Here is a 22,502-nt window from a genome sequence, read left to right as displayed (position 1 = left end):
AGGGCGGCGTACTCGAGAGCCCGTTATACCCTCGGGAGGAGCCGTTCAGTCACAGAAGGCTGAACGGCATGTTGGGGTCGAACTGCGCCGCTCAAAGTCACTTTGTGGGTCTTCCTGGCGGCGATAGTTCAGGGGGTGGGATCACAGGCGCAAAGCCTGTCAGATATGGATGCCTACCACTGCTGTAGCACTTCCGTAGCACACGAAACATTCCCTTTCAGAGCTTCAGCCGACTGTTATGCAGTCGCGACTCACGCGCGCTCATCCGCCGAAAATCGGTCATGAATAGCGGCGACATTCGAAAAACCCGCGATAGCGCTGGTTCGGGTCGAGCTGAGTCAATCCCCGCCGAGCTCAGTTCAGCTATCTCTGCTGCCGGATTTGATGCATAGTTGGTAAAAGCTGAGCTTTAGGGGAAGTCGTGGTCCTTCTGATTCTGGACGTAGCAAAAGCCGAACTTCCTGATTTGCAGCGCGATCTACAGGTGTTCGGTGATGCAACACTGGTGGAGGATGCGTGCTATATCACGCTAGGCATCAAAGCGCGATACATGCTGACGGCGAGCGAAGGCTTTCTGGAACGATTCCCCCGATGGAAACCCCACACGGTCAATCAATGACCGCCAGCGCGTGCTGCACGGTGAGCACTTGCGGGAAGGTTGGCCGAGTAGCTTAGCCGGGAAGCACGCGGATTAACCAGGCGGTTGCATGACGGGCAATGGGGACCCCGCCCCGCCAAAATCCACTGCTTCGCCAAACGCTATAACTCAAACTTCTGGCGCGGACGCTGATGTGCTGAAGCAACACAAGACTTTTGCAACGGAATCGGTCGAACTGCGCCACTCACAGTCGCTTTGCTGGGCCTTCCCTGGCAGCGATAGTTCAGGGCGTGGAATGGCAGGCGCAAGGCCTGTCAGATATGGGTTATTACCCCTGCTGTAGCAAATCTCTAGCACATAGAACTCCGCTCCTAGACTATCAGCCGACTGTTATGCAGTCCCGGCTCGCGCCCGCTCATCCGGCAACAATCGGCCAACTGCAGTCGCTCGCCCGCACGTGCAGACGGACACTCGAAGGTCGCGTTCGCTTCGAAAGCTGCCACTCGAGCCCGAAAGCTTCGAGCCTTTGAGGAAGGTTGTGGGCTGTGCCGATCACGCCGGCCCTGGACGGACCACAGCTAGGGGTCGTGATGCGCTCGCGATCCTCACGTGTCCAGTTGACATCGGGATCCTTTCCAATCCTAACTCCAGTGCTTCAATCCAGCGGCACCGTTAGCCGGTCGATCACGGCCCGCGTCTCGGGCCGCACGCCACGCCACCACGCGAAGGCCTCTGCTGCCTGCTCGACCAGCATGCCGACGCCGTCCGCGACGTGCTGCGTACCCGCATTGCGGGCGAGTCGCAAGAAGGGCGTCAGACGCTTTCCGTAGGCCAGTTCATAGGCCACACCCGTTGGACTGAAGACGCTCGGCGGAACGGGCGGCAACTCGCCGGTGAGACTGGCCGACGTCGCGTTGACCACCAGATCGAACTGTCCCATTGTCTCGAGATCGCGGTAGCCACAGGCAAGCAGCGGGCCGCGCGCCACGACCTGCGCAACCAGCGCCTTGACCTTCGCCGTATCCCGGTTCGCGACGACCAGTTCCGCAGGTTGCGCGGCAAGGAAGGGCAGCAATGCGCCACGCACTGCGCCACCCGCGCCGAGCACCAGCACGCGCGTGCCGCCCATCGGCAGTTTTAGGTTGACCTTAATGTCGCGTAGCAGGCCGATGCCGTCGAAGTTCTCGGCGATGATGCGGCCGTCCTTGAAGCTCAGCGCGTTGGTGGCGCCCGCCAGTTCCGCCGGTTCGCTGCGCTCGTCGGCCATCGCAAACGCCTTCAGCTTGAACGGCGCGGTCACGTTCATGCCTTTGCCGCCCGCCGCAATGAACGCACGCACCGTCGCGGCGAATGCGTCCTGCGGCTCCAGTGGACCTTCGATGGCCGTATAGGCCATGTCCTGCTGCGTCTCTTGTGCAAAGAGACCGTGGATCAGCGGAGATTTCGTGTGTCCGATCGGGTTGCCGATCACTGCATACTGGTCGCTCATCATGGCCTCACTTTTGAATACAACACGCCGTCTGTTTGCATCGCATCGATTTCGGCGATGTCGAAGCCCAGCGATTGCGCCACTTCCGCGTTGTGCTGACCGAGGTCGGGCGCGACCTCGCGGATCGTCGTGTCGCAGTCCGAGAAACGAAAGGGCAGGTTCGGCAGACGCAATTTGCCGTAGCGCGGATGCTCCTGTTCGACCACCATCCCACGCGCGACGATCTGCGGATCGGCCAGCACTTCGTCGATGCGCTGCACCTTGGCGCAAGGCACATCGATGCCATCCAGCAGGTCGAGCACCTGCGCGACCGGTCGGCTGGCCACCCATGGCTTCACGACGGACAGGATGTCGAGGCGATTCGCATTGCGTCCTGCCAGCGTGTGAAAGCGTGTGTCGGCGCCAAAGCCAGCCGGTCCGCCATGTGCCTCGACGAGCACCGCGAAGCGCTTCCACGCGTCGTCCACCTGGGCCGCGATGACGAGGTCGCCATCGGCGGCACGGAACACGCCGTATAGCGTCGACGTGGGCATGTCGTGACCCGTCTGCTCCGGCAGGATGCCTTGCATCGTGTAGCACTGCACGGCGTATTCGTGCATCGACACCAGCGTGTCGTAAAGCGCCATGTCGATGTGCTGGCCGCGGCCGCTCTTCACGCGACCGAGCAGCGCGGCATTGATCGCCGCCACCGCGTGGATTCCTGTGTACATGTCGCCGAGCGAGATGCGCATCAGCGGCGGCGGTTCGCCGGGCCTGCCGATCATCTGCATGATCCCGCTCTTTGCTTCGGCAATCAGACCGAAGCCGGCGCGATGCGCGTCGGGTCCCGTATGGCCATAAGCCGAGATCGAGCAGTAGACCAGTTTCGGATTGCGCGCGGACAGTTCGTCATAACCCAGCCCGAGTTTGTCCAGTGCACCCGGCCGGTAGTTCTCGACGAACACATCCGCCGAGTCGCACAGCCGTTGCATGAACTCTTTCCCGCGCGGGTCGCGCATATTGACGCTGACGCCGCGCTTGCCCATGTTGAGTTGCAGGAAGTAGCCGCTCTGTTCGTCATCGAGCACCGTGGCATGCTGACGTCCCGCATCGCCGCTGCCGGGACGCTCGACCTTGATGACCTCGGCGCCCAGCGCCGCGAGACAGCGGCCGACATACGGACCGGCCAGAAAATGGCTGTAATCGACAACGCGAATACCTTCAAGAGGACGTGCCTGCATCAGCATGCTCCCGGGCGGCGCGGCACCATCAGACGATGCTCGCCATGCTGGACGACCTTGCCGTCCTGATTAACCAGCTCGGATGGGAGTAAGACGATCCCCCAGTCAGGGCGGCTCTTGCTCGCGCGCATCGTGCCGATGCGGAACTTGACGTGCAGCACGTCGTTGACCTTGATGGGCAGGTTGAAGTCCCACGTCCAGCCGAGCGACATACCCGGCAGGAAACGGTAATCGCTTTGGGTCTTGAGGCCATCGGCGATAGACAGGCCAAACAGACCGTGAGCGACGATCGAACCGAAGTGGCTCGCATTCGCGTAATCCTCGTCCACATGCACGGGTGTGTGGTCGCCTGTGAGGTCGGCGTAGGCCAGGATGCGTTCTTTGGTGACGGTGTAAGTGGGGCTTGCGCACTCGTCGCCTTCGCTGGCGTCATCCCAGTATTTTTCAATGATCGTCATGTCAAACCTCTGAACGTGGGTTGATCGCCAGTGCCTGCGCGACGCATGTGGCAGGCCTCGCCTGAATCAGTTCGACGGCGAGGCCGTCGGGCAGGCGCAACCAGTTGCGTCCTTGCGGCATTTCGCTGACGCCGTATGTTTGCGCCGCGGCGAGCGCGGCTTCCATGTCCTCGCACATCACGCCGAGGTGACCGAGGCGGCCTTCGGGTGCGTCGTGCTGCGGGTTATGGATGAATTGCAGGCCGCCGAGCGTCCAGTACTGACGGGGTTCCTCTACCGTACCGTCGACCTCGCGCATCGTCATGCCGAGCACGTCTTCGAAAAAGCGGATGTGCCAGTGGATGTCCTTCACCCAGATAGCGACATGTTCCAGATAGGCTTTGCTGCCGTTCATCAGGTTGTCTCCGTTGTCGACCCGAACTGGCGCGAAGCACCTGCCCGGGTCTCATGCCAGTTATTGCGTTTTTCGGTCGGTCATCGCGCGTTCGATGCCCTTGATGCATGCCACCAGCGTCGCGTTGACGGGCGTCGGCACACCGTGCCGTTGTCCCCAGCGCACGACCGCGCCGTTGATAAAGTCGATTTCGGTGATGGAGCCTTTTTCGAGGCTCTGCAGCATCGAAGTCTTGAAGCCGGCGGAAAGGCCTTCGCCGGCGAGGGTCCACGGGCGTTCAGGATCGGTGGAGGAAAGCGTCACGCCGGCGGCCTGGGCGACTGCGATCGCTTCGGCGACGGCTGCCAGGGCGGCTGTTTTAAGTAGCGGCTCGTCGTAGAGCTGGCCGTAGGTCAGGCCGGTGGTGCCCGTCAGCGCGCCCGTTGCGACATTGACCAGCAACTTGTCCCACATCGTGCCGACGATGTTGTCGCTGACCGTGGTGGCCAGTCCGGCCGCGTTGAAGGTTGTGGCGATCGCCGTCACGCGGGATGTGATGTGGCCGTCGAGTTCGCCGATGTAAGTCGCCTTGCCGGCGACGCCGGACTCGATGTGCCCCGGATTGCGCAGCACGCCGCCGACGTAAGTCTTGCCCGCCAGCACGCGTTCACGACCCACGATGTCCGCGAGCACATCTTCGTGTCCAAGGCCGTTTTGCAGCGATAGCACCACGGTTTCGGGTCCGATCAGTTCCAGAGCGCCGCGCATCGCCGCATCGGTATGAAAGGACTTGACCAGCACGACGACCAGATCGACGGCACCCACCTCGGCGGCCCGCGTCGTAGCCTTGACATTCACGCGACGTGAGCCGTTCGCATGGTCGACGAGCAGTCCGTCGCGCCGCATTGCGTCTACATGCGCCGCCGAGCTGTTCAGCAACCAGACCTCGTTGCCGCCTTCGGTTAGGGCCGCGCCGATGGCGCAGCCCAGCGCACCCGCACCCAGAATCGCAATCTTCACTATCGTCTCCTTGACCTGGAGATCACAATACGATCCGGTGCTCATACTGGCAATGTAATGGATACAATGAGGTCATTGCGCCAGACAATATCGCCATGAACCCGGCAGAACTCCCCGATCTGAAACTGCTGCAGCTTTTCGATCTTCTCTACGACATTCGCAGCGTCACGCGCGTCGCGGAGCAGCTTGGACAAAGCCAGCCGACTGTCAGCATCTGGCTCGGCCGTTTGCGGGAGCATCTGCAAGACCCGCTCTTCATACGAACGCCAGGCGGCATGGCACCGACGCCACAAGCCGATGCGCTGATCGGACCGTGCCGGGAGATTCTCGAATCGCTGCGGCGCTTTGCGGCGTGGGAAATCGCCTTCGATCCCGCCACCGCCAAGCGGCGCTTCCGCATCTGCATGACCGACGCGAGCCACGTCACGCTGCTGCCACGCATGCTGGCGCACGTGCGAGCGCAGGCGCCGGGAATCCGTCTCGAAGCCGCGAGGATTGACGGCAATACCGAACGCGCGCTGGAATCGGGCGAGGCCGACCTGGCAATCGGCCACGTGCCTTGGCTCGGCGGCGGCATCTACCAGCAACAGCTATACATGCAGGACTGGGTGTGCCTGATGAACCGGCATCATCCGCGCGTGCGCGGCAAGCTTGGGCTCAAGCAGTACCGCACGGAGGGCCATGTCGCCATCGCGGCAGGCACGGGGGCGCAACTGCTGGAGCAGGCGCTGGTGCGCGAGCACATCGAACGGGACGTCGTACTCGAGTTGCCGGGTTTTCTCGGGCTCGGGGCCATCATCAAGAGCACCGATCTGATCGCCACGTTGCCGCGGCATATCGGCGAGACGCTGGCGAAGGTCAATGACCTGTCGGTGCATCCGTGTCCGATACCGGTGGAGGGGTTTGCAGTGCGGCAGCATTGGCACGCCCGCTATCACCACGAAGCGGGGAATCGGTGGCTGCGCGATGTGGTGGCTCAATTGTTCAGTAGTCTGCGGTGACGTTGCGTGTCGGCTGCGGTTGTCATGCTGTGCCGGGGGGGCCTAACTTATTGCCGTTTGTGGGACTGGTTTCTCGCTGACGTCGTCTGCAACGGGAACTGCCCGTGCGGGAGTTTCCAGGCGCGCCCCAGCGTCCGACTGGCAATCCGATCGTCGCTTCTAGCGCCGGAAGCGGCCGTCAGTTGAAACAGCATTGAACGACCGCAACGGATCGCAAGTACTCATCCGACTACAGCGAGAACTGACGTTCGCGGCCTCGGAGTGTGAACGGCAAAAGAGCAGCCCTAAGCGGTCTTACCAACGGCGACGCGTGAACGTCGGCTAAGGCCGAACTCTACTCGTAGCTGGTCGGGCCAGTCTCCGTTGCCAACCAGCCATTCGGGTGACGGCTTGGAAGGATCGGTAAGCAGCAACGATTGGTCGCAGTTTCGAGCGAAGGAAAGTTCACCAGAAAGCTGCCGCACGATCCCAAACATAGCGTCGTTTCGCGCGTCCTGTGCCCGACGCGTTAGATTTCAGTCTGTTCCAAAATCTCAGGCGCGTCGTCGACTTCGATGCCAAGATACCTGAACGTGCTTTCAATCTTGCTATGGCCGAGCAACAGTTGGACGGCCCTCAGGTTCTTCGTGCGCTTGTAAATCAGGGTTGCTTTGGTGCGGCGCATCGAATGCGTGCCGTAGGCTGTCGGATCAAGCCCCGCAGTTTCCCCCCATCGACGTATCATCCGGGCGTATTGTCGGGTGGAGAGATGAGGCGATGTGGACAACCGATTGGGGAAGAGAATCCATCCGGCCTTAGGGCTGCCTTTTTCAGCCACGCGCCGACAGCCTTCCTGGTAGGTTCGGTCAGTTCAAACTGGACAGGGCGTTGTGTATTTCGCTGAACGACTTGCGCCCGCGACAAGACCTGATTGCCGTGCGTAACATCGCGGACTCGAAGACTGACAAGATCACAACCACGTAGTTTGCTGTCGATTGCAAGGTTGAACAGTGCGAGATCACGAACAGCATGAGCGTTCTGGAGATAGATCCGGATAGCCCAGACATCTTTAAGTTTCAGCGGTGGCTTCTGGCCGACCAGTTTGCCTTTGTTCCACGCCTCACGGGTTTGTTCGGTTTTCATGACAGACTCCCACAGGGATGATGGGAGTTCGATTGTGATGTCTGACCTTCACGCGCGGTTTTGCGTGGATTTGCGCGAGGCTCACAGGCGGCTAACGGTTGCCACCATGCCTCGAAGCCGTCAAACGAACCACTGGTTTGCATCAGAATGCTGCTCAATAACATACCGGTAAATTTCGGCCGTTGCTGACTTTGAGACGCGCTGGGTTCTAATTCAGCACTGTGACAGATTGCTGACCGCGCCAGCATCGAGCAGCCGGACGGCGGCTTCCTGCATCAATGAACTCACAGTCCCGATTAGGCTTATTCGACGGCTACCAACATGCGCAAGGCACCGTCACACTCCTGCGGGCCGGTGGCAGGCATCGAATAGCCGTTAATGACCCGTGCCCTTTGCAAGTCGACATATCGGCCAGTTCCGGTTGTCAAGCGCCCGTTCGGTCGTCATAGCGATCTTCCGTCTTGACTTTGACCGGGAAAGCGCTAGCACTAATGTGTGAGCACTGGAAATATCATGCCTTCCGCGCGGAAGCGCCGTACCCAGCCCGCTGCGCCCGTTCGCGCCGCGCAGTACATCCGCATGTCCACCGACCACCAGGAGTACTCACCTGTATTCCAGCGCGAAGCGATCGCACGATATGCCGCCGCGCACGGTATCCGGGTTGTGCGGGACTATGAAGATGCTGCGATCAGTGGACTGACGCTGCGTGAACGCCCGGCACTGATCCAGCTATTGATCGACGTGGAGAATCCGGCGCGCAGATTCACCAGCGTGCTGGTGTACGACGTCAGTCGCTGGGGACGTTTCCAGGATGTCGATGAAAGTGCGTTCTACGAATACACCTGTCGCCGCGCCGGTGTCGACGTAATCTATGTCGCCGAGCCGTTCGAGAACGATAGCAGTCCTGCCACGTCGATACTGAAGGCACTCAAGCGGGCGATGGCCGGCGAATTCAGTCGCGAGATGTCACGTAAGGTCTTTCTCGGGCACTGCCTGAACGTCCGGCGTGGTTTTCATGCAGGTGGCCCCCCCGGGATTGGATTGCAGCGCATTCTGGTCGGCCGGGATAACAGCGAGCGTCGGTGCCTCGCTCCGCGTGAATACAAAAGCGTACAGACTGACCGCATCATCATCGCGCCGGGGCCGCCAGGCGATGCCGCGCTGGTCCGCAAGATCTACGAATGGTATGCAATGCAACCGGTCAGCGCGGCGGCGATCGCGCGGCGCCTGAACAGCTTTGGAATAGTCAACGGTGCTGGCCGCACCTGGCAAGGCGCCAACATACTGGACATCCTGCGCAACGAAAAGTACATCGGCACCAATGTCTACAGCCGGACGACCTCGAAACTCGACCGTGGCTGGGAGCAGTTGCCGCGGGAGGAGTGGATCCGCATTCCGGACGCGTTCGAGCCGGTCGTCGACCGGCGCGTCTTTGCCGCTGTCCAGCAGAAAATGGCACGCGTCGGACGTAGACCAACACGAAGCGAGATTATTGAAGGCCTACGCAAGGTGGTCACGAGAGCAGGCAGACTCAATCAGGCAACACTGAGGCATTACCGGAGTGCGCCGTCTGTTGAACAGGTAATGCACGAATTCGGGAGTCTGTATGAGGCATACAAGATCATTGGATACCCACCGAACCTGAATCCCGAGCGGTCCGAAAACCGGTACGTCGAGCACCTGATGGAGCGGCGCGTTGCTGATGGGACGACCAACAAGCTGCGGGAGCTGGGTCATCAGGTCCGGTACGAGAAACACACGGGCACGCTGTGCATCGACGGCGCACTACGGTTGCAACTGGTCATCCGGAGCCCGTGGCTGATCCAGGGACATTTGCCGTACTGGATCGCCCGCTGGCCTGATTGCTTTGCGATTGATTTTCTCGTGTATGGCCGCATTCAGCGCGCAGGCAAGGAACTGCTCGACTTTCACATTCTCCCCCAGGGTAGTCTGCCAAAGGGCGAATACACCGTGCTGCACCGGTACGGCCAGTCGCATTTCGAACCGTACCGGCATCCCGATCTTGCATTACTGATCGAGCTTGCCGCCAACGTGCCGCTGGAAGTATTGCCGGCGACGTGCCGGCCTGCTACGAAGTAATCGTTATGCGAAAAGATCATCCGCGCACCGCAATCTGTCCTGGCGCAGAGGATGCCACGTCCGGCTGCGACGCGTCGACCCGCGCGAATTCCCGATCCTCGCCGCAGATCAAGGCCCGGAAAGTCCTTATGCTGGAGAGAGCCCGCCAACAGACGGCAATCCGGCAGATGGAAGCCGTCAGCGTCGAGCGGGTCATTGTCGGCAACGTACTGGTGGAACTCCTGTCTGATCCGGCGTTCGTCGCACTCCTGCGATCGCAGGGATTTGTCACCATGCCCCGACGCCTTCGCGATAACCTTGAAGGCCGCTCACCGTGACCGATGCCCGTCCTGCCCGATATGTTGCGCGGTCCGGCAGACAGTCAGCGGATCGCGCGTGTCCGCCTGGAATCTGCCCAGAGGCAGCCGACCAGTTGACTGGGTACAGACTGCCTGAACGGACCCTTACCGCGCTGGCTCGGATGGTGCCATCCCGCCAGATCGCTGTGGCCAGCGTGATGGTGCGGCAAAACAACTGCAGCGGCGATTTTGCGCGTGCGCTACTGGCGGCGACGCCCGCTGGCCTTCGGGCGGATGATCCACGGGGACGGCAGTCTGATCGCGACGGTGTGAGACGTCTGGCGGCCATGGAGCGTGGGCTCATCAGGGTGCAACTTGCCGCGCAGGAGCTGGCGGCAGGGTACTACGATGACCTGTTCCTGCTCGCGCTGACAGCCAGTTTTGTGGGGAGCTGGATGCGCAATGACGTGGCGAGGTTGTGGCTGCAGTCGCGATATCCCGGTAACGCGGTCACCCTCGGGCGGATGGCATCGCGATCGGAATGCGCAAGGCATGCAAAACGCCCGATGAAGCTTGCTTATGCCCCGGTGAGTACAGGATGACGACCGGTCCGCAGCCAGTAGGCCGGGTCCCGCCGTGACCTGCGGTAAAGGGTTCAACACTGGCACGCGTGCAGTGCGCAGGCAGCGGGGTCGCCGGACATTGCCGCGGGGAGGGTGCGGCGCATGCACCAACTGGTGCTATCACGACCTCCGTCGTACTCAGGCGTCGCTGTGCCGTTTATGCAACATGTGACGCGCTGGCGTTTTTTGACAGACAGCCGTCCCAGACTTTGATAGCCTTTGTCGTGGCCGGGCACCCCGGCAACAGGAGGGCTTCACCATGCTGCGATGGCTTGCAAACTGGGCTTCACATCACGCGCCCACTCCCGAGAAACAGGCGGAACGTGCACTACATGACCTGCGCATGGAACTGTTCCAGGCCGAGCAGCATGTGCTCGATGCACAGCTACGCGTTGATTACTATCGGGCCCGGCTGACCTTCCTGGAGGAGGTGGCCAGTAAAGGCATCGAGCAGGTTTCCGACGAGCGCAAAGGCCTGCACGAACCGTCGCCGGCATTGAGGCCAGGACTGAAACTGACCGCGGCGCAATAGTGTTCCGGCTCGCACCGCTGTGCGCTGTGCTCAGGATGCGAAAACGGGTCTCTGTATCAGACTGCATTGGCGGGGTCGTGGCGGCGCAGCGGTCAGCACGAGCGACGCTCCCGACGGGAAGTGCGTTCACACGCACGGTGGCGAAGAACGGTTCAACGCCATCGTCCAGCGCATTCAATGCGCATCCAATGCAGACGAACCCCATGCAGACTGAGCGGTGAGACCTGACCATCCGGCAATCGGCACCAGGTGGCGCCCATCACCGCGGCGGTCGGTTGTCGCCGCACGTCCCGACCATGCGCCACCTGACGGCAGATTACAGATCCGGAACGTCGTTCGACATGTCACTCCCTGAGAAGCTCGATGATGAGGCCCGCGCTGAACTCCTCTGCTACCTGGTGATTGGGGAGCTTGTCGCAATGGCGCGAACCGGCAGCTGGTTACGCACGGATCACCTGGTCGAGTCTTCGCGTATCTGGCTGAAAGCGAATGGAACGACATGTCATTGGCAGGATCGGATTGCGCTGGCGGCCGCAGCCGCCGAACTGGCGCCGGGCATCCTTCGAACTTTCCCGCTAACTACGGAGCGGTCGCTGGCACCGCTTTTCGCAGACGGATGGAGGCTCGACTACCGGTCGGGATGTTGCCGGATGCGAAAGCGCTCGCGCGAAATCCTGTCACCGGCTACCGAAGCGGAGAACAAGATTGCCCTTAAGGAAGCTCAGCACGATTTCGCTTGGCCTCCACCAACTGAATCAGCAGTTCATCGCGCTGTCGAAGCATTTCCGGAAAATCATACGACTCCAGTTTCGCACTAACGCCTGCCGCAATTAACTCGATGTAATCGTCCGTCTCGGGATACTTACCCAGGTCTCTGGCCCACTCGCGCTGTGCCGCACCCAGATGCTGCAGCACATGCGTAGTCCCACCAGCGCCACCAGAAGCGTGGAGATTGAGAAACGGACCCAGCAGCGCCCAGCGAAGGCCAGGACCATGGGAAATCGCCGTTTCGATGTCTTCCACGGAAGCGATCCCGCGCTCCACCAGGCTAATCGCCTCCTGCCATATCGCGGCCTGAAGCCGGTTGGCGATATGACCTTTGATCTCCTTGTTGATCCTGATGACCTTCTTGCCCGTCGACGCATAGAACGCCGTCGTCTTCGCGATGTTGTCAGGCGATGTGAGGCTACCCCCGCAGACCTCCACCAACGGAATGATGTGGGACGGGTTGAATGGATGTCCCAACACGATCCGTTCCGGGTGTTCCGCGCCAGCCTGAATCTCGCTGATCGAAAGACCCGAAGACGACGAAGCGATGATGGTCTCCGCCTTCGCCGCCGATTCGATCTTCGCGATCAGTGCCTGCTTGACGTCCAGACGTTCGGGGCTGCTTTCCTGAATGAAACCGGCATCGCTCACCGCCGCGCCCAGGTCCGTCGTGAACGTCAGATTGTCGCGAGAGGCGCCCTCCGCCAGTCCCAGTCGCTCGACCGCCGGCCAGTTATCGTCGACCCAGTTGCGCAGGCGCGATTCGGCTCCTTCGCCGGGGTCCGTTGCCGCGATGGCGAAGCCATGAGCTAGGAAGTGCGTCGCCCAGCCGGCGCCGATCACACCCGTGCCGACAATCGCGATGGTGGTGGGTCGCTTCGTCATTGCCTAAGCCTCCATGCCGACAGCTTGGATCGTCTCGCGCAGCGGCTGCAGACCGATGATTTCGCGCGCCTCGGACGGCGTCGCCGGCTCGTAACCCATTTCGCGCACGAGGCGAACCAGCCGCTCGACCAACTGGACGTTGGTCGCGAGTTCTCCATGCCTGTAGTACAGGTTGTCTTCGAGTCCGACGCGCACGTGCCCGCCAAGCAACAGCGAGTTCATCGCGGCAGGCAACTGCGCCGCGCCGATGGCGCTTACGTTGAAAACGGTGTTGCGGGGCAGGTGATCGACCATCGTCTGCAACAGCCGCGGCGTGTAGGGCAGCGCGCCCTGGAACGCATTGGCGCCGATGACGATATTGATAAAGTGCGGCGCGTCGTCGAGGCCCTCATTGATTGCGCGCTGAACGTCCTGAACGATGTCGGCAAGGCCGAACACTTCCCATTCGGGCTTGATGCCGCGCGCTTTCATCATCTCCGCGATCTGCCTGATTCGCGAAGGCGGCGTTGCCACCAGGATTTCCTTGCCGCCGAAACTCGCGATCACCGTCTGCGCGTCGAGCGTGCACATCTCGACGCCATCACCCTGCATGCCCCTCAGACGCTCTTCCCACTGGATTTCCCACAGGCCGTTGTCGAGTTCGCGAACCATGTCGCCATTGATGCCGCCGCCCGTTGAGTTGTTGAGAATGATGTCGCACTTGTCTCGGATCAGGCGGTTGATCTGGCTGTAGATCGCCGGATCGCAGGTGGCCTCGTCGTCGGGACGTCGTGCATGCACGGCAACCACACTGGCGCCTGCGTTGTAGCAGCGATACGTGTCGTCTGCAATCTCCTGCGGTTGCGTCGGCAGGGCCGGATTCATTTTCTTGCTGGCCATGCCGCCCGTCGGGGCAACGGTCACGATGACTTTGGGCTTGCTCATGCTGATGCTCTCCAGAAAAAAATGTACTGAATGTTCGTTAGTGCGCGCTGGCGCTTTCGCCTGGGCCGACTCGAAGCGCGCTTTTGGGCAGGCCGAGAAGAATCGTGAGTCCGCCGCAGATGACGAGTGCCGTCAACGCCAGAAGCCCCATTTGAATGCTGCCTGTCGCGCCCTTGATCATGCCGATCAGCGTTGGGCTGACAAACCCGCCGAGGATGCCCAGTGAACTGATCACCGCGATGCCCGCTGCGGCAGCATTACGGTCCAGATACGTCGGCGGAATCGACCAGAACAGCGAGCCACCGCCAAAGATAAAAAACGATGCAGCGCAGAGCATGACCATGACGGGAACAACAGCAGTCCCGAGATACGAAGTCGACGCCAGTGCAATTGCACCGAGTGCCAACGTTCCGCCCACATGCCAGCGACGCTCCTTGAAGCGGTCCGAACTGCGGCTGATGACGAGCACGCCCAGCGCGCCGAAGATATAGGGCACTGCCGTGTACCAGCCAATCGTCGCGATCGGAGCGATGCCAAGACCTTTGATCATGGTCGGCAGCCAGAAAGTCAGCGTGTACACGGCGCAAGCGCAGCAGAAGTAGATGAACGCAAGCACGTACGTCTTCGGGTCCGCCAGCGCCGCGGCGAGGCGTCCATGATGTCCGGCCTTCGTCTCACCACGGTGGTCGGCGTCCAGCACTCTCTGCACCAGCGTCTTCTCAGCGCTGTTCAGCCAGGACGCACGGGCCGGACCGTCCGGAAGTAAGCGATACAGCACGAATCCCAGCAGAACAGTCGGCAGCCCCTCGACGAGGAACAGCCATTGCCAGCCGTGCATGCCGCCCAATCCTTCCATGCTGCTCATGATGGCGCCCGACAGCGGGCCACCCAGTACGCCCGTAACCGGCATGCCGAAGAGGAACAGACCCGTGACACGCCCGCGGCGCTGGCTCGGATACCAGTACGTCAGATACAGAATGATCCCGGGGAAGAAGCCAGCTTCGAAGACGCCGAGCAACAGCCTGATCGCGTAGAACTGCCAGGGCGCCGAGACGAACGCGGTCGCCGCAGACGCCATGCCCCACAGCACCATGATTCTCAGGAAAGTCAGACGCGCACCGATCTTTTCGAGCAGCAGATTGCTGGGCACCTCGAACAGCAGATACGTCACGAAGAAAATGCCCGCGCCGAGTCCATACACTGCATCGGAAAACGCCAGATCGTGTTTCATCTGCAGCTGCGCATAGCCGATGTTGATCCGGTCGAGGAACGCGCAGACGTAAGCGACGAGGATGAGCGGCATGACGCGCCAGCTTATCTTCCGGAAGATTGCGTCTACCATCTCGTCTGACGAATTCCCGACAAGCGCGGCTGTGGACGGTAACGAACGAGCGCGAATCATTGCGTGTCTCCCTGACCTTGTATGACACGCATTATTTCGGGCGACTGCCTGCACGACTGTCGATGGCGCGACAGTCGCGGACAGTGTAAACACCAAGTCGTAGTGGACGCGGCGCTACCGGCCCCGATCCTGAAGCCCAGGCAGATCCAGCACGACGATGCTGCCGTATTCGGTGCGTACCAGACCCGCATTCTTGAAGCGGGTCATCGCCTTGTTGCACGTCTGCCGCGAGACGCCGGCGAGGTTGGCGAGCTCCTCCTGGGACAGTTGCAGATGCGCCGCACCGCTCGGATTGGACAGCGGATGCACCATGCCGACGAGCGCTCTGGCGACAAGGCTATCCGTATCGAGCAGGCCGTACGCCGCGACGGCGCCCATGAACCAGTGCAGCCGCTCGTTGACCCGCAACAGCAAAAAATCGTTGAACGACGGATGGTGTTCGCGAAGCCATTCGAAGGTCGCGCGCGGAATCTGCGCGACGCGGCTATCGCGTAACGCGATGAGATCCGACTCGCGCGGCAGGTTGCGAATCAGCGTGCCTTCTCCGAACCAGCTGCCGACGGACTGGCCACCCAGGGTCACCGTTTGTCCGTCGCGGGCCGTGATCGACCATTTGATCAGCCCTTCGAGCACGCCGAACCAGACATGTTGCCGCTCGCCATGATGTCCAAGAACCTGACCGGCTGAGACCGCGCGCTCGGATGCTTCAGCGCGCACGCGGGCCTTTGCGGCTTCGTCCAGCTTGCCGAACCACGACGACTGCGCGAGCAGTTCGTCGAGGGTGAGCGACACCGTGACCGTCCGCTTTTGCCTCGTCATATCGTCACTCCAAAGGGAATTGAACGACTTCGATGCGAACTGTCGCCGCATCGACAGTGTTGCGCAGGCGACCCGCGCACAATGGTTGAACTGGAAGCAGGAGCATGGACCCGTGAGTAAAGAAACTGTCTATCGTATTGACGTGCAATTCGGCGATTGTGACCCGGCCGGAATTGTTTTCTTCCCGAACTTCTCGCGCTGGATGGACGCAGCGTCGCACGATTATTTTATACATTGCGGTCTGCCGCCTTGGCGGGAGATGCAAACCCTGCCGCATTGCATCGGCGCGCCGTTGCTCGAAATGCATACGCGTTTTCACACCTCGGCAACTTACGGCGAAAGTCTGGTGGTGCATACACGAATCGAGGAATGGCGCGGCAAAGTCTTTATCCAGAGCCATCGGATCATGCGCAACGATACGCTGATCTGCGAAGGGCAGGCGACGCGCGCCCTGTGCGTCAAGCAGGACGATGGACGGTTGAAGGCCGTCCCTGTGCCTGAATTTATCCGCGCTGCCTGCGAATCAGTCGAGAACGTGGCGTATTAGCGGAACGTGTCGGGATCCCAGGGTAAACGGCAGGAAAACAGGAAGCGCTTGGATATAGTTGGTGTACGGAGTATATTGATTGCCAGAGTAGGTTAAGACATACAGAGGACGACATCATGCAATTTCATCTCAACGGTTTTCGTACGGACGATCCGATGATCGAACCGGCCGCCGAGGGCGCGCCTCGGGTCGATCTGCCCGAAGCAGTCGACGTGCTCATCGTCGGCAGCGGTCCTGCGGGGCTCGTGCTTGCGGCGCAGTTGTCGCAGTTTCCGTCGATTACGACGCGCATTGTCGAACGTCGATTGGGGCCGTTGCTGATGGGACAGGCAGATGGTGTCGCCTGCCGGACGGTCGAGATGTTCAACGCATTCGGCCTTAGCGATCGCCTGCTCCGCGAAGCGTATTGGGTCAATGAAACCGTCTTCTGGAGACCGGATGCCGACAATCGCGGCGCGATCAGGCGTACCGGACGTGTTCAGGATACCGAAACAGGTATATCCGAGTTTCCCCATGTCATCGTGAATCAGGCGCGGGTGCAAGAGTATCTGCTCGATCTGATGCGCCGGTCCGCACAACGGCTCGAACCGGATTACGGTCTCGAGGTCATCGACGTAAAGCGCGTCGATACCGACGAGTATCCCGTGCACGTCACGTTGCGCCGCACGGATGCAGCGCAATCTGGCGAAGCAGTCACCGTTCGCGCACGCTATGTGGTGGGTTGCGACGGTGCGCGAAGCCGCGTGCGTACGGCGATCGGTCAGACGCTGAATGGCGACGCCGCCAACCACGCGTGGGGCGTGATGGATGCGCTTGCCGTAACTGATTTTCCGGACATCCGTCTGAAGGCAGCAATCCAGTCGGCGAGCAAAGGCAACCTGCTGATCATTCCGCGTGAAGGCGGCTATCTCGTGCGCTTTTATGTCGATCTCGGCGAAGTCAGACCGGAGAATCGCGACGCAATCAAACAGACCACGGTCGAGCGCATCATTGAGACTGCGCAAGGGATCCTTCATCCGTATTCACTGGACGTGAAAGAAGTCGCCTGGTTCTCGGTGTACGAGGTAGGGCAGCGGCTGACCTCGCGTTTCGACGATGCCATTGCGACCGACGCAACATCACGCGAGCCGCGCGTTTTTATTGCGGGCGATGCCTGTCATACGCACAGTGCGAAAGCGGGTCAAGGTATGAACGTGTCGATGCAGGACGGCTTTAATCTCGGCTGGAAGCTCGCTGCAGTGCTGCAAGGACGCAGTCACGCAAGTCTGTTGCGCTCGTATTCGGACGAACGGCAGCCTGTCGCACAGGAACTGATCGACTTCGACAAGGAGTGGTCCGCGATGATGGCCGCTCCGCCGAAGGACCCTGCTCGCCCCGAAGCGGGTGGTGTCGATCCCGCAGAACTTCAGGCGTATTTCGTACGCGCAGGCCGATATACGGCCGGCGTGGCGACGCGTTACCGCCCGGGCGCGCTGACGGGTGACGCGACGCATCAGTCGCTCGCACGAGGCTTCACGATCGGCACGCGGTTTCATTCGTCGCCCGTCATTCGCGTAGCCGATGCAAAGCCGATGCACCTTGGTCATGTGGCTCGCGCAGATGGCCGTTGGCGTTTGTACGCTTTCGCAGACGCAAGCGGTAAGGCACTCGATGCGTTCTGCGATCAACTTGCATCCTCGCCACACCCAGTCTTGCGCCTCGCTACACCAGCCGGCGCCGATGCGGATAGCGTCTTCGATCTGCGCGCCGTGCTGCAAACGCCTCATCGCGAAGTGCGGCTCGAAGATCTGCATGCGTCGTTGTTGCCGCGCAAGGGCCGGTATGGACTGATCGATTACGAGAAGGCATTTACGAGTGATGCCTCGACTGATATCTTCGACGAGCGCGGCATCGATCGCGAACGGGGGGCGCTCGTCGTTGTCCGACCGGATCAATACGTGGCGCACGTGCTCCCGCTCGACGCCTTCGCCGAATTGAACGCGTTTCTGAAGTCGATTTTTCTAACCGATCCCATTTCGCAGAACTACTAGCCAGTGCCGACCAAAACCGATCACCCCGACGAGCTTTCCCGATTCACCGGCAGTCTGGTTCGACGCGCTCAGCAGCGGCATCTGGCGGTATGGCAGAGCCAGGTGTCCACCGAGATCACGAGCGTCCAGTACGCGGCGCTCGAAGTCCTTCATCGGACGCCGGGTGTCAACCAGCGTCAACTCGGGGATGAACTCGACGTAGACCGATCGACCATTGCGGATCTTGTCGCACGTATGGTTCGAAATGAATTGATCGAACGCTCCAACGATCCCGTCGACAAGCGTAGCTATGTCCTGTTTCTCACGCCTGTGGGCAAGAAGCAGCTTTCGACGTTGCGCCGACGTGTCGAAGAGGTGGAGCGCATTCTGACTGCGAAGCTGTCGTCGTTGGAAACGCAGGAATTGCGGCGTCTGTTGTTGGCGCTGTTGCCGCTTGACGAATAGCGCATTCGTTGCGGAGTGGCTGACTTAACCCGTAACGGAGGTGGAAAATTGAGCGCGCAGAAAGTTCTTGTGACGGCGGGTGCGTCAGGCATCGGTCGGGAAATCGTCCGTGCTTTCGCGAATAACGGGGCAAAAGTGTTCGTGGTCGACGTCGACGCGAGTGGATTGTTGGCGCTCGGCGCGGAATCGCCGGACATCGACACTGCAGTCTGTGACATGGCCAGTCGTGCCGATATCGAACGCGTGGTGCCGGATGCCGTTCGAGCTCTGGGCGGACTGGATGTACTGGTGAACAACGCGGGCATCTCGGGGCCGACATCATCGGTTGAGAACTACGATCCCGATGCCTGGGATGCCGTCATGCAGATCAACCTGAATGGCACCTTCAACGTCACCCGGCTCGCGATCCCTCATATCAAGCAGTCGCGAGCGGGGTCGATCATCGTGATGTCGTCGGTGGCGGATCGTTTCGGTTATCCGAATCGAAGCGCGTATTCCGTCAGCAAGTGGGGCTTGATCGGTTTCACGAAAACGCTTTCGCGCGAACTCGGCGAGTCCAGCGTGCGTGTCAATGCAATCCTGCCCGGTGCTGTGGAGGGCGAGCGTATCGAGAGAGTTCTGGCGGGACGCGCGCACGTGAGCGGGCGGTCCGTAGACGACGAGCGACGGGACGCAATGTCGATCCAGTCGTTGCAACGCTTCGTCGATCCACGGGATATCGCGGCGATGGCGGTCTTCCTTGCATCGGACGCAGGCAAGTCGATCTCAGGGCAGATGCTGCCCATCGATAACGACATGCAGCAGGCGTCCTGAATTGCTAGTCCGTCAACCCGGGCCGTCGCTCGTAGCGGCAAGAAGTGGCACGACGAAGCGGCTGGTCTGCCGGTCGGCGAGAATGGGAGTGCCAGATCGGCGGGGGGCGCGATGATTCCATGACGATATCTCGCGATACTTCGTCACCTGACGTCTCACCTACTGCCTGCCACATTGTGACATTTACGCAGGTATGCCAGCGACAGCACGGTAAGGTAGACCCGTTGGTGTGTCAGAAGCGTCGATCCCGCGACAGCGTTCTCTATTGATGTTAAATCCGTCGCAAAACGCAACTAACCGTCAGCCCGCCGCGCGTCACCGTTACTATTCAACTGCTGGCTTTGCATGATACCAGGGCACCTTTAGGGGTAATGGACCGCGCACATTGCCGCGATGCTGTGATCCTGCCGGTGAGCCAGCATCACGTTGCCCGGGGCGATCGTACTTTCCGTGACAAATCTGGCGGTTTGATCCTGAAAATCCATGTGGATCAACAACTTCCAAAAATCACCGAATGCGAGTAAGTCGCAGAGCGGCCGAGCCCAGCTGCAAGCGGTTCTTCACCCTAATACCGCCAGATTTTGCACGATTCGCACGATTACCCCATTAGCGTTGTCGTGATCGAACCAGGCGGCGTTGAATCCGAGTGGGCGGAGATCGCCACTGAGGAGGCACGCGATATTCTGCTAATGGTGTCTATGCCAGCCTTGTCAATAGCTTCGGGAAAATCCAGGAACAAGGGAAACTGCCGCCTCCAAAGGTGATTAGTGACCTTGTCCTAAAGGCACTCAGGGCAAGGCACCCCAAGCCTCGTTACCACGGTGGCCATCTAGCTGCCCCGTTGCTCTTCCTCCGCCGGCATTTGTCCGACCGCATGTTCGATCGCCTTGTATCGATGGCCCTCAATCGGTGACTGAGTGCAACTGATGCATCAATCGAATTTATGAGTCAGATTTTCCGGTGCCCGTCTGATTGGTTCAGTTTCGCTCGGCTGCATGGCGTCTGTCTCTCCGATCCGGAGTAGTGACTGCTGAGCAACGCCGCGACAAGAATATAGCTATGCGAAGTAGCCTGAGTCGGACTCCCGCGCCACTAGCTGGCTGCGGCTGCTCAAACGAGTGCTGCTGGATAGGCGTCGTCGTTTTTGTTTCGCAATAGCCCCTCGACTCACGTTAAATGAAAGACGGGTGTTGATAGAGGACCTCCTGTCGCTGTAGATCTTTGACGGGAGCCGGCCGTGCGTGACGTCGCGTTTTTTGTGTAGCCGGACTATTCGATGATGGCACTATCCGTGGTTATGGCTTTCGACGTTGCCAATTATGTGGCTGAAGCGCCGCCGTACGAACTCCATTTCGTTTCACCGCCAGGCAGCGCTGGCGCATATGACGCGCGATGGCCTGCTTTCGATGGTGAAACGGGACGGCCAGCTTCATTGACCTAAAACTGCTCCTTAAAGGGGCGAAGGTCCAGTTCCTGTGTCCAGGCAGAGCGTTGTTGCGTGTGGAGGTGCCAATACCCATCGGCGATTGCCTCTGGGGCTAAGAGCCCACCTTCGCCACGTTCCCTTGCAGCATCGGGATACAGAGTTCTCAGTCGCTCACCATCAATACCGCCGTCAACGAGGACGTGGGCAACATGCAAGCCTTGCCAGCCATACTCTCGTGCCATGCTCTGCGAGATCATCCGTACGGCGGCTTTTGATGCGGCGAAATGACCAAAGCCCGGCCTGCCTCTCAGACTCGCTGAGGCGCCCGTGAAGATGAGGGTTCCTCTGCCAAGCGGAACGAGCCGCCGCGCGACTTCCCGGCCAACAAGAAATGCGCCAATCGGGCCCGTACCCATGAACGATGCGAAATCAACGAGCGACATGTCGCGAAAATCGATCCGTTTGTTGTTTCCGACGTTGTAGGGGGAGGAACAAGGTAAGTGCGAATTCCTATCATAAGCGTCAAGGTTATATAGACCGGAAAGTTCATGCTGTTTCAGGGCGGTTCAGCTTGAATCTTATCTTTCGGCGAAGGCATTCCGGATCTGCTGGGCACGCTTGACTTCGTCGCTGTGCAGGTAGATCGACGTCGTCGCAATCGAGGCATGACGCAGGTTATCCCGTACCGTGGTCAGTTCGGCGCCGCGAGCGAGGGCGTGGGTTGCGTGGGTGTGCCGGGTCCAGTGCGGGCTCGCGCGACGCAGCTTCTCCGCGAGCACCGGATTGTCGGCCTTGATAACTTCCGCCGCTTTCGCAAAAAACCGCCGTGTGATCTCCCATAACCGGACACCGCTGATGCCTGCCGCGCTGTCCTGCTCGAGGCTGCCGATGAGAGGCGTATCGTGATACCAGCGGGCCGGCGTGACCGGCAGCCTTCGCTCCACCAGGTAGCGGTCCAGCGCAGTACGGGCCAGTGGTGGCAGCGCGACCTTGCCCGCCTTGCGCCCTTTCCCGATGATGCTCAGCCAATGATCGCCCCGGGCATCGGTTTCGACGTTGCCGAGACAGGCGCCGACCAGTTCGCTGACGCGCAGGCCGGTCGCATACGCTAAGTCCAGCGCAAAGCGCAGGCGTTGCGCAGCCGGCGCTTCCCAGCCATACGACCACTCAAGTCCGTCAGCAATGGCGCGCACGAGCATCCACTCGCCCTCGGTAAAGGCGTGGGACGTGTCGAGCACGCTTGAGCGGCTGGTGCCGCGCACCTTGACGCCGGCGAAAGGATTGGCCAGGAGATAGCGCTGCTCGATCAGCCAGCGGAACATCGCGCCGAGTACGGACAGCGCATAGGCGGTTGAGCGGGCCGACAGCCCACCGGAGAATGGTCGCCACTCCGGCGAGGTGCGCGGGCGCATGGGTCCCACCCAGCGCTCGCGTGGCGTCGGCCGACGCAGAAAACTCCGGTACGCAATTGCATCCTCCGTCGTCAGCGACGACAGGGCCCGCTCACGGTCCACGATCGCCCAAAGGATCAGGCGTTCCGCTTCCTTACGGTAGGCTCGCTGCGTCGCAGGGGATTCGTGCAGCGACAGCCACGCCTGCACGGCGGCGTAATCGTTGTTGGCGTCGAGCG

At 60.7% G+C, this 22,502-nt stretch carries 21 protein-coding genes and 1 pseudogene; 10 read left to right on the top strand and 12 right to left on the bottom strand.

The window, feature by feature from the left end:
* Positions 1-421: 421 nt before the first annotated feature.
* Positions 422-619, top strand: coding sequence for a hypothetical protein (locus tag P0D80_RS43715; protein WP_408293387.1), 198 nt, complete (start codon positions 422-424; stop codon positions 617-619).
* A 634-nt stretch (positions 620-1,253) separates the two neighbouring features.
* On the opposite strand, the gene aroE is transcribed toward P0D80_RS43715, so the two are convergent.
* The 5 genes from aroE to P0D80_RS43690 are packed head-to-tail and all read right to left on the bottom strand — an operon-like array spanning position 1,254 to position 5,158.
* Positions 1,254-2,087, bottom strand: coding sequence for a shikimate dehydrogenase (gene aroE, locus P0D80_RS43710; protein WP_408293409.1), 834 nt, complete (start codon positions 2,085-2,087; stop codon positions 1,254-1,256).
* Positions 2,087-3,307, bottom strand: a complete 1,221-nt coding sequence (locus P0D80_RS43705; protein WP_408293384.1) for a CaiB/BaiF CoA transferase family protein — start codon at positions 3,305-3,307, stop codon at positions 2,087-2,089. The genes aroE and P0D80_RS43705 overlap by 1 nt, the downstream gene beginning before the upstream one ends.
* Positions 3,307-3,765: a MaoC family dehydratase gene (locus P0D80_RS43700; RefSeq protein WP_408293381.1), complete on the bottom strand. Its 459-nt coding sequence runs from the start codon at positions 3,763-3,765 to the stop codon at positions 3,307-3,309. The genes P0D80_RS43705 and P0D80_RS43700 overlap by 1 nt, the downstream gene beginning before the upstream one ends.
* Before the next feature lies 1 nt (position 3,766).
* Entirely contained in the window at positions 3,767-4,159 is a 393-nt protein-coding gene (locus P0D80_RS43695; protein ID WP_132380642.1) for a VOC family protein, read from the bottom strand.
* Between the two features lie 60 nt (positions 4,160-4,219).
* Entirely contained in the window at positions 4,220-5,158 is a 939-nt protein-coding gene (locus P0D80_RS43690; protein ID WP_408293378.1) for a ketopantoate reductase family protein, read from the bottom strand.
* Positions 5,159-5,253: 95 nt separating this feature from the next.
* Here P0D80_RS43690 and P0D80_RS43685 point away from each other — a divergent pair, with 95 nt between their 5' ends.
* A complete protein-coding gene (locus P0D80_RS43685) occupies positions 5,254-6,159 on the top strand; it encodes a LysR family transcriptional regulator (protein ID WP_408293375.1) in 906 nt (301 codons plus the stop codon).
* A gap of 508 nt (positions 6,160-6,667) precedes the next feature.
* On the opposite strand, the pseudogene P0D80_RS43680 reads toward P0D80_RS43685, so the two are convergent.
* Positions 6,668-7,281 (bottom strand): annotated as a pseudogene (locus tag P0D80_RS43680) (tyrosine-type recombinase/integrase).
* Between the two features lie 513 nt (positions 7,282-7,794).
* On the opposite strand from P0D80_RS43680, the gene P0D80_RS43675 reads away from it, so the two are divergent.
* From P0D80_RS43675 to P0D80_RS43660, 4 genes are all read left to right on the top strand, one after another.
* Positions 7,795-9,381, top strand: a complete 1,587-nt coding sequence (locus P0D80_RS43675) for a recombinase family protein (protein WP_408293371.1) — start codon at positions 7,795-7,797, stop codon at positions 9,379-9,381.
* A 128-nt stretch (positions 9,382-9,509) separates the two neighbouring features.
* On the top strand, positions 9,510-9,698 hold the full coding sequence (locus P0D80_RS43670) for a hypothetical protein (protein WP_408293369.1): 189 nt from the start codon (positions 9,510-9,512) through the stop codon (positions 9,696-9,698).
* A 143-nt stretch (positions 9,699-9,841) separates the two neighbouring features.
* Positions 9,842-10,261: a hypothetical protein gene (locus P0D80_RS43665; protein ID WP_408293366.1), complete on the top strand. Its 420-nt coding sequence runs from the start codon at positions 9,842-9,844 to the stop codon at positions 10,259-10,261.
* 280 nt (positions 10,262-10,541) lie between these two features.
* Positions 10,542-10,814, top strand: coding sequence for a hypothetical protein (locus P0D80_RS43660; protein WP_408293363.1), 273 nt, complete (start codon positions 10,542-10,544; stop codon positions 10,812-10,814).
* 711 nt (positions 10,815-11,525) lie between these two features.
* Here P0D80_RS43660 and P0D80_RS43655 read toward each other — a convergent pair.
* The 4 genes from P0D80_RS43655 to P0D80_RS43640 form a co-directional block, all read right to left on the bottom strand.
* Complete coding sequence (locus P0D80_RS43655; RefSeq protein WP_408293360.1) at positions 11,526-12,467, bottom strand: 3-hydroxyacyl-CoA dehydrogenase NAD-binding domain-containing protein; 942 nt, start codon at positions 12,465-12,467, stop codon at positions 11,526-11,528.
* Positions 12,468-12,470: 3 nt separating this feature from the next.
* Positions 12,471-13,391: a beta-keto acid cleavage family enzyme gene (locus P0D80_RS43650; RefSeq protein WP_408293357.1), complete on the bottom strand. Its 921-nt coding sequence runs from the start codon at positions 13,389-13,391 to the stop codon at positions 12,471-12,473.
* Positions 13,392-13,428: 37 nt separating this feature from the next.
* Entirely contained in the window at positions 13,429-14,793 is a 1,365-nt protein-coding gene (locus P0D80_RS43645) for an MFS transporter (protein WP_408293355.1), read from the bottom strand.
* A gap of 114 nt (positions 14,794-14,907) precedes the next feature.
* Positions 14,908-15,612: a Crp/Fnr family transcriptional regulator gene (locus P0D80_RS43640; protein ID WP_408293352.1), complete on the bottom strand. Its 705-nt coding sequence runs from the start codon at positions 15,610-15,612 to the stop codon at positions 14,908-14,910.
* Positions 15,613-15,724: 112 nt separating this feature from the next.
* On the opposite strand from P0D80_RS43640, the gene P0D80_RS43635 reads away from it, so the two are divergent.
* From P0D80_RS43635 to P0D80_RS43620, 4 genes are all read left to right on the top strand, one after another.
* A complete protein-coding gene (locus tag P0D80_RS43635; RefSeq protein ID WP_144142325.1) occupies positions 15,725-16,159 on the top strand; it encodes an acyl-CoA thioesterase in 435 nt (144 codons plus the stop codon).
* Positions 16,160-16,275: 116 nt separating this feature from the next.
* Complete coding sequence (locus tag P0D80_RS43630; RefSeq protein ID WP_408293350.1) at positions 16,276-18,189, top strand: FAD-binding monooxygenase; 1,914 nt, start codon at positions 16,276-16,278, stop codon at positions 18,187-18,189.
* Positions 18,190-18,192: 3 nt separating this feature from the next.
* Positions 18,193-18,633 carry a MarR family winged helix-turn-helix transcriptional regulator gene (locus tag P0D80_RS43625; RefSeq protein ID WP_408293347.1) on the top strand — a complete coding sequence of 147 codons (441 nt, stop codon included), beginning with the start codon at positions 18,193-18,195 and terminating at the stop codon, positions 18,631-18,633.
* A gap of 48 nt (positions 18,634-18,681) precedes the next feature.
* Positions 18,682-19,446 (top strand): SDR family oxidoreductase, encoded by a 765-nt coding sequence (locus P0D80_RS43620; protein ID WP_408293345.1) that lies wholly within the window; start codon positions 18,682-18,684, stop codon positions 19,444-19,446.
* A 1,437-nt stretch (positions 19,447-20,883) separates the two neighbouring features.
* Here P0D80_RS43620 and P0D80_RS43615 read toward each other — a convergent pair.
* Together P0D80_RS43615 and P0D80_RS43610 are read right to left on the bottom strand one after the other, a co-directional pair.
* Complete coding sequence (locus P0D80_RS43615; protein WP_408293406.1) at positions 20,884-21,432, bottom strand: SDR family NAD(P)-dependent oxidoreductase; 549 nt, start codon at positions 21,430-21,432, stop codon at positions 20,884-20,886.
* 18 nt (positions 21,433-21,450) lie between these two features.
* Positions 21,451-22,502: tyrosine-type recombinase/integrase (locus P0D80_RS43610; protein WP_408293342.1), on the bottom strand; the 1,052-nt coding region annotated here is incomplete at its 5' end.

The organism is Paraburkholderia sp. RL17-373-BIF-A, from assembly GCF_046030175.1.
In the GTDB taxonomy this organism is placed as follows: domain Bacteria; phylum Pseudomonadota; class Gammaproteobacteria; order Burkholderiales; family Burkholderiaceae; genus Paraburkholderia.
The sequence above is the reverse complement of the archived record's forward strand: the minus strand, read 5'-3'. Positions and strand labels throughout refer to the sequence as shown.

Bases quoted from the DNA above. Each gene is read 5' to 3' on its own strand.
- P0D80_RS43700 (WP_408293381.1), bottom strand. From the start codon at position 3,765: ATGACGATCATTGAAAAATACTGGGATGACGCCAGCGAAGGCGACGAG.
- aroE (WP_408293409.1), bottom strand. From the start codon at position 2,087: ATGAGCGACCAGTATGCAGTGATCGGCAACCCGATCGGACACACGAAA.
- P0D80_RS43640 (WP_408293352.1), bottom strand. From the start codon at position 15,612: ATGACGAGGCAAAAGCGGACGGTCACGGTGTCGCTCACCCTCGACGAA.
- P0D80_RS43630 (WP_408293350.1), top strand. From the start codon at position 16,276: ATGCAATTTCATCTCAACGGTTTTCGTACGGACGATCCGATGATCGAA.
- P0D80_RS43695 (WP_132380642.1), bottom strand. From the start codon at position 4,159: ATGAACGGCAGCAAAGCCTATCTGGAACATGTCGCTATCTGGGTGAAG.
- P0D80_RS43675 (WP_408293371.1), top strand. From the start codon at position 7,795: ATGCCTTCCGCGCGGAAGCGCCGTACCCAGCCCGCTGCGCCCGTTCGC.
- P0D80_RS43705 (WP_408293384.1), bottom strand. From the start codon at position 3,307: ATGCAGGCACGTCCTCTTGAAGGTATTCGCGTTGTCGATTACAGCCAT.
- P0D80_RS43685 (WP_408293375.1), top strand. From the start codon at position 5,254: ATGAACCCGGCAGAACTCCCCGATCTGAAACTGCTGCAGCTTTTCGAT.
- P0D80_RS43670 (WP_408293369.1), top strand. From the start codon at position 9,510: ATGCTGGAGAGAGCCCGCCAACAGACGGCAATCCGGCAGATGGAAGCC.
- P0D80_RS43660 (WP_408293363.1), top strand. From the start codon at position 10,542: ATGCTGCGATGGCTTGCAAACTGGGCTTCACATCACGCGCCCACTCCC.
- P0D80_RS43665 (WP_408293366.1), top strand. From the start codon at position 9,842: ATGGTGCCATCCCGCCAGATCGCTGTGGCCAGCGTGATGGTGCGGCAA.
- P0D80_RS43650 (WP_408293357.1), bottom strand. From the start codon at position 13,391: ATGAGCAAGCCCAAAGTCATCGTGACCGTTGCCCCGACGGGCGGCATG.
- P0D80_RS43655 (WP_408293360.1), bottom strand. From the start codon at position 12,467: ATGACGAAGCGACCCACCACCATCGCGATTGTCGGCACGGGTGTGATC.
- P0D80_RS43645 (WP_408293355.1), bottom strand. From the start codon at position 14,793: ATGATTCGCGCTCGTTCGTTACCGTCCACAGCCGCGCTTGTCGGGAAT.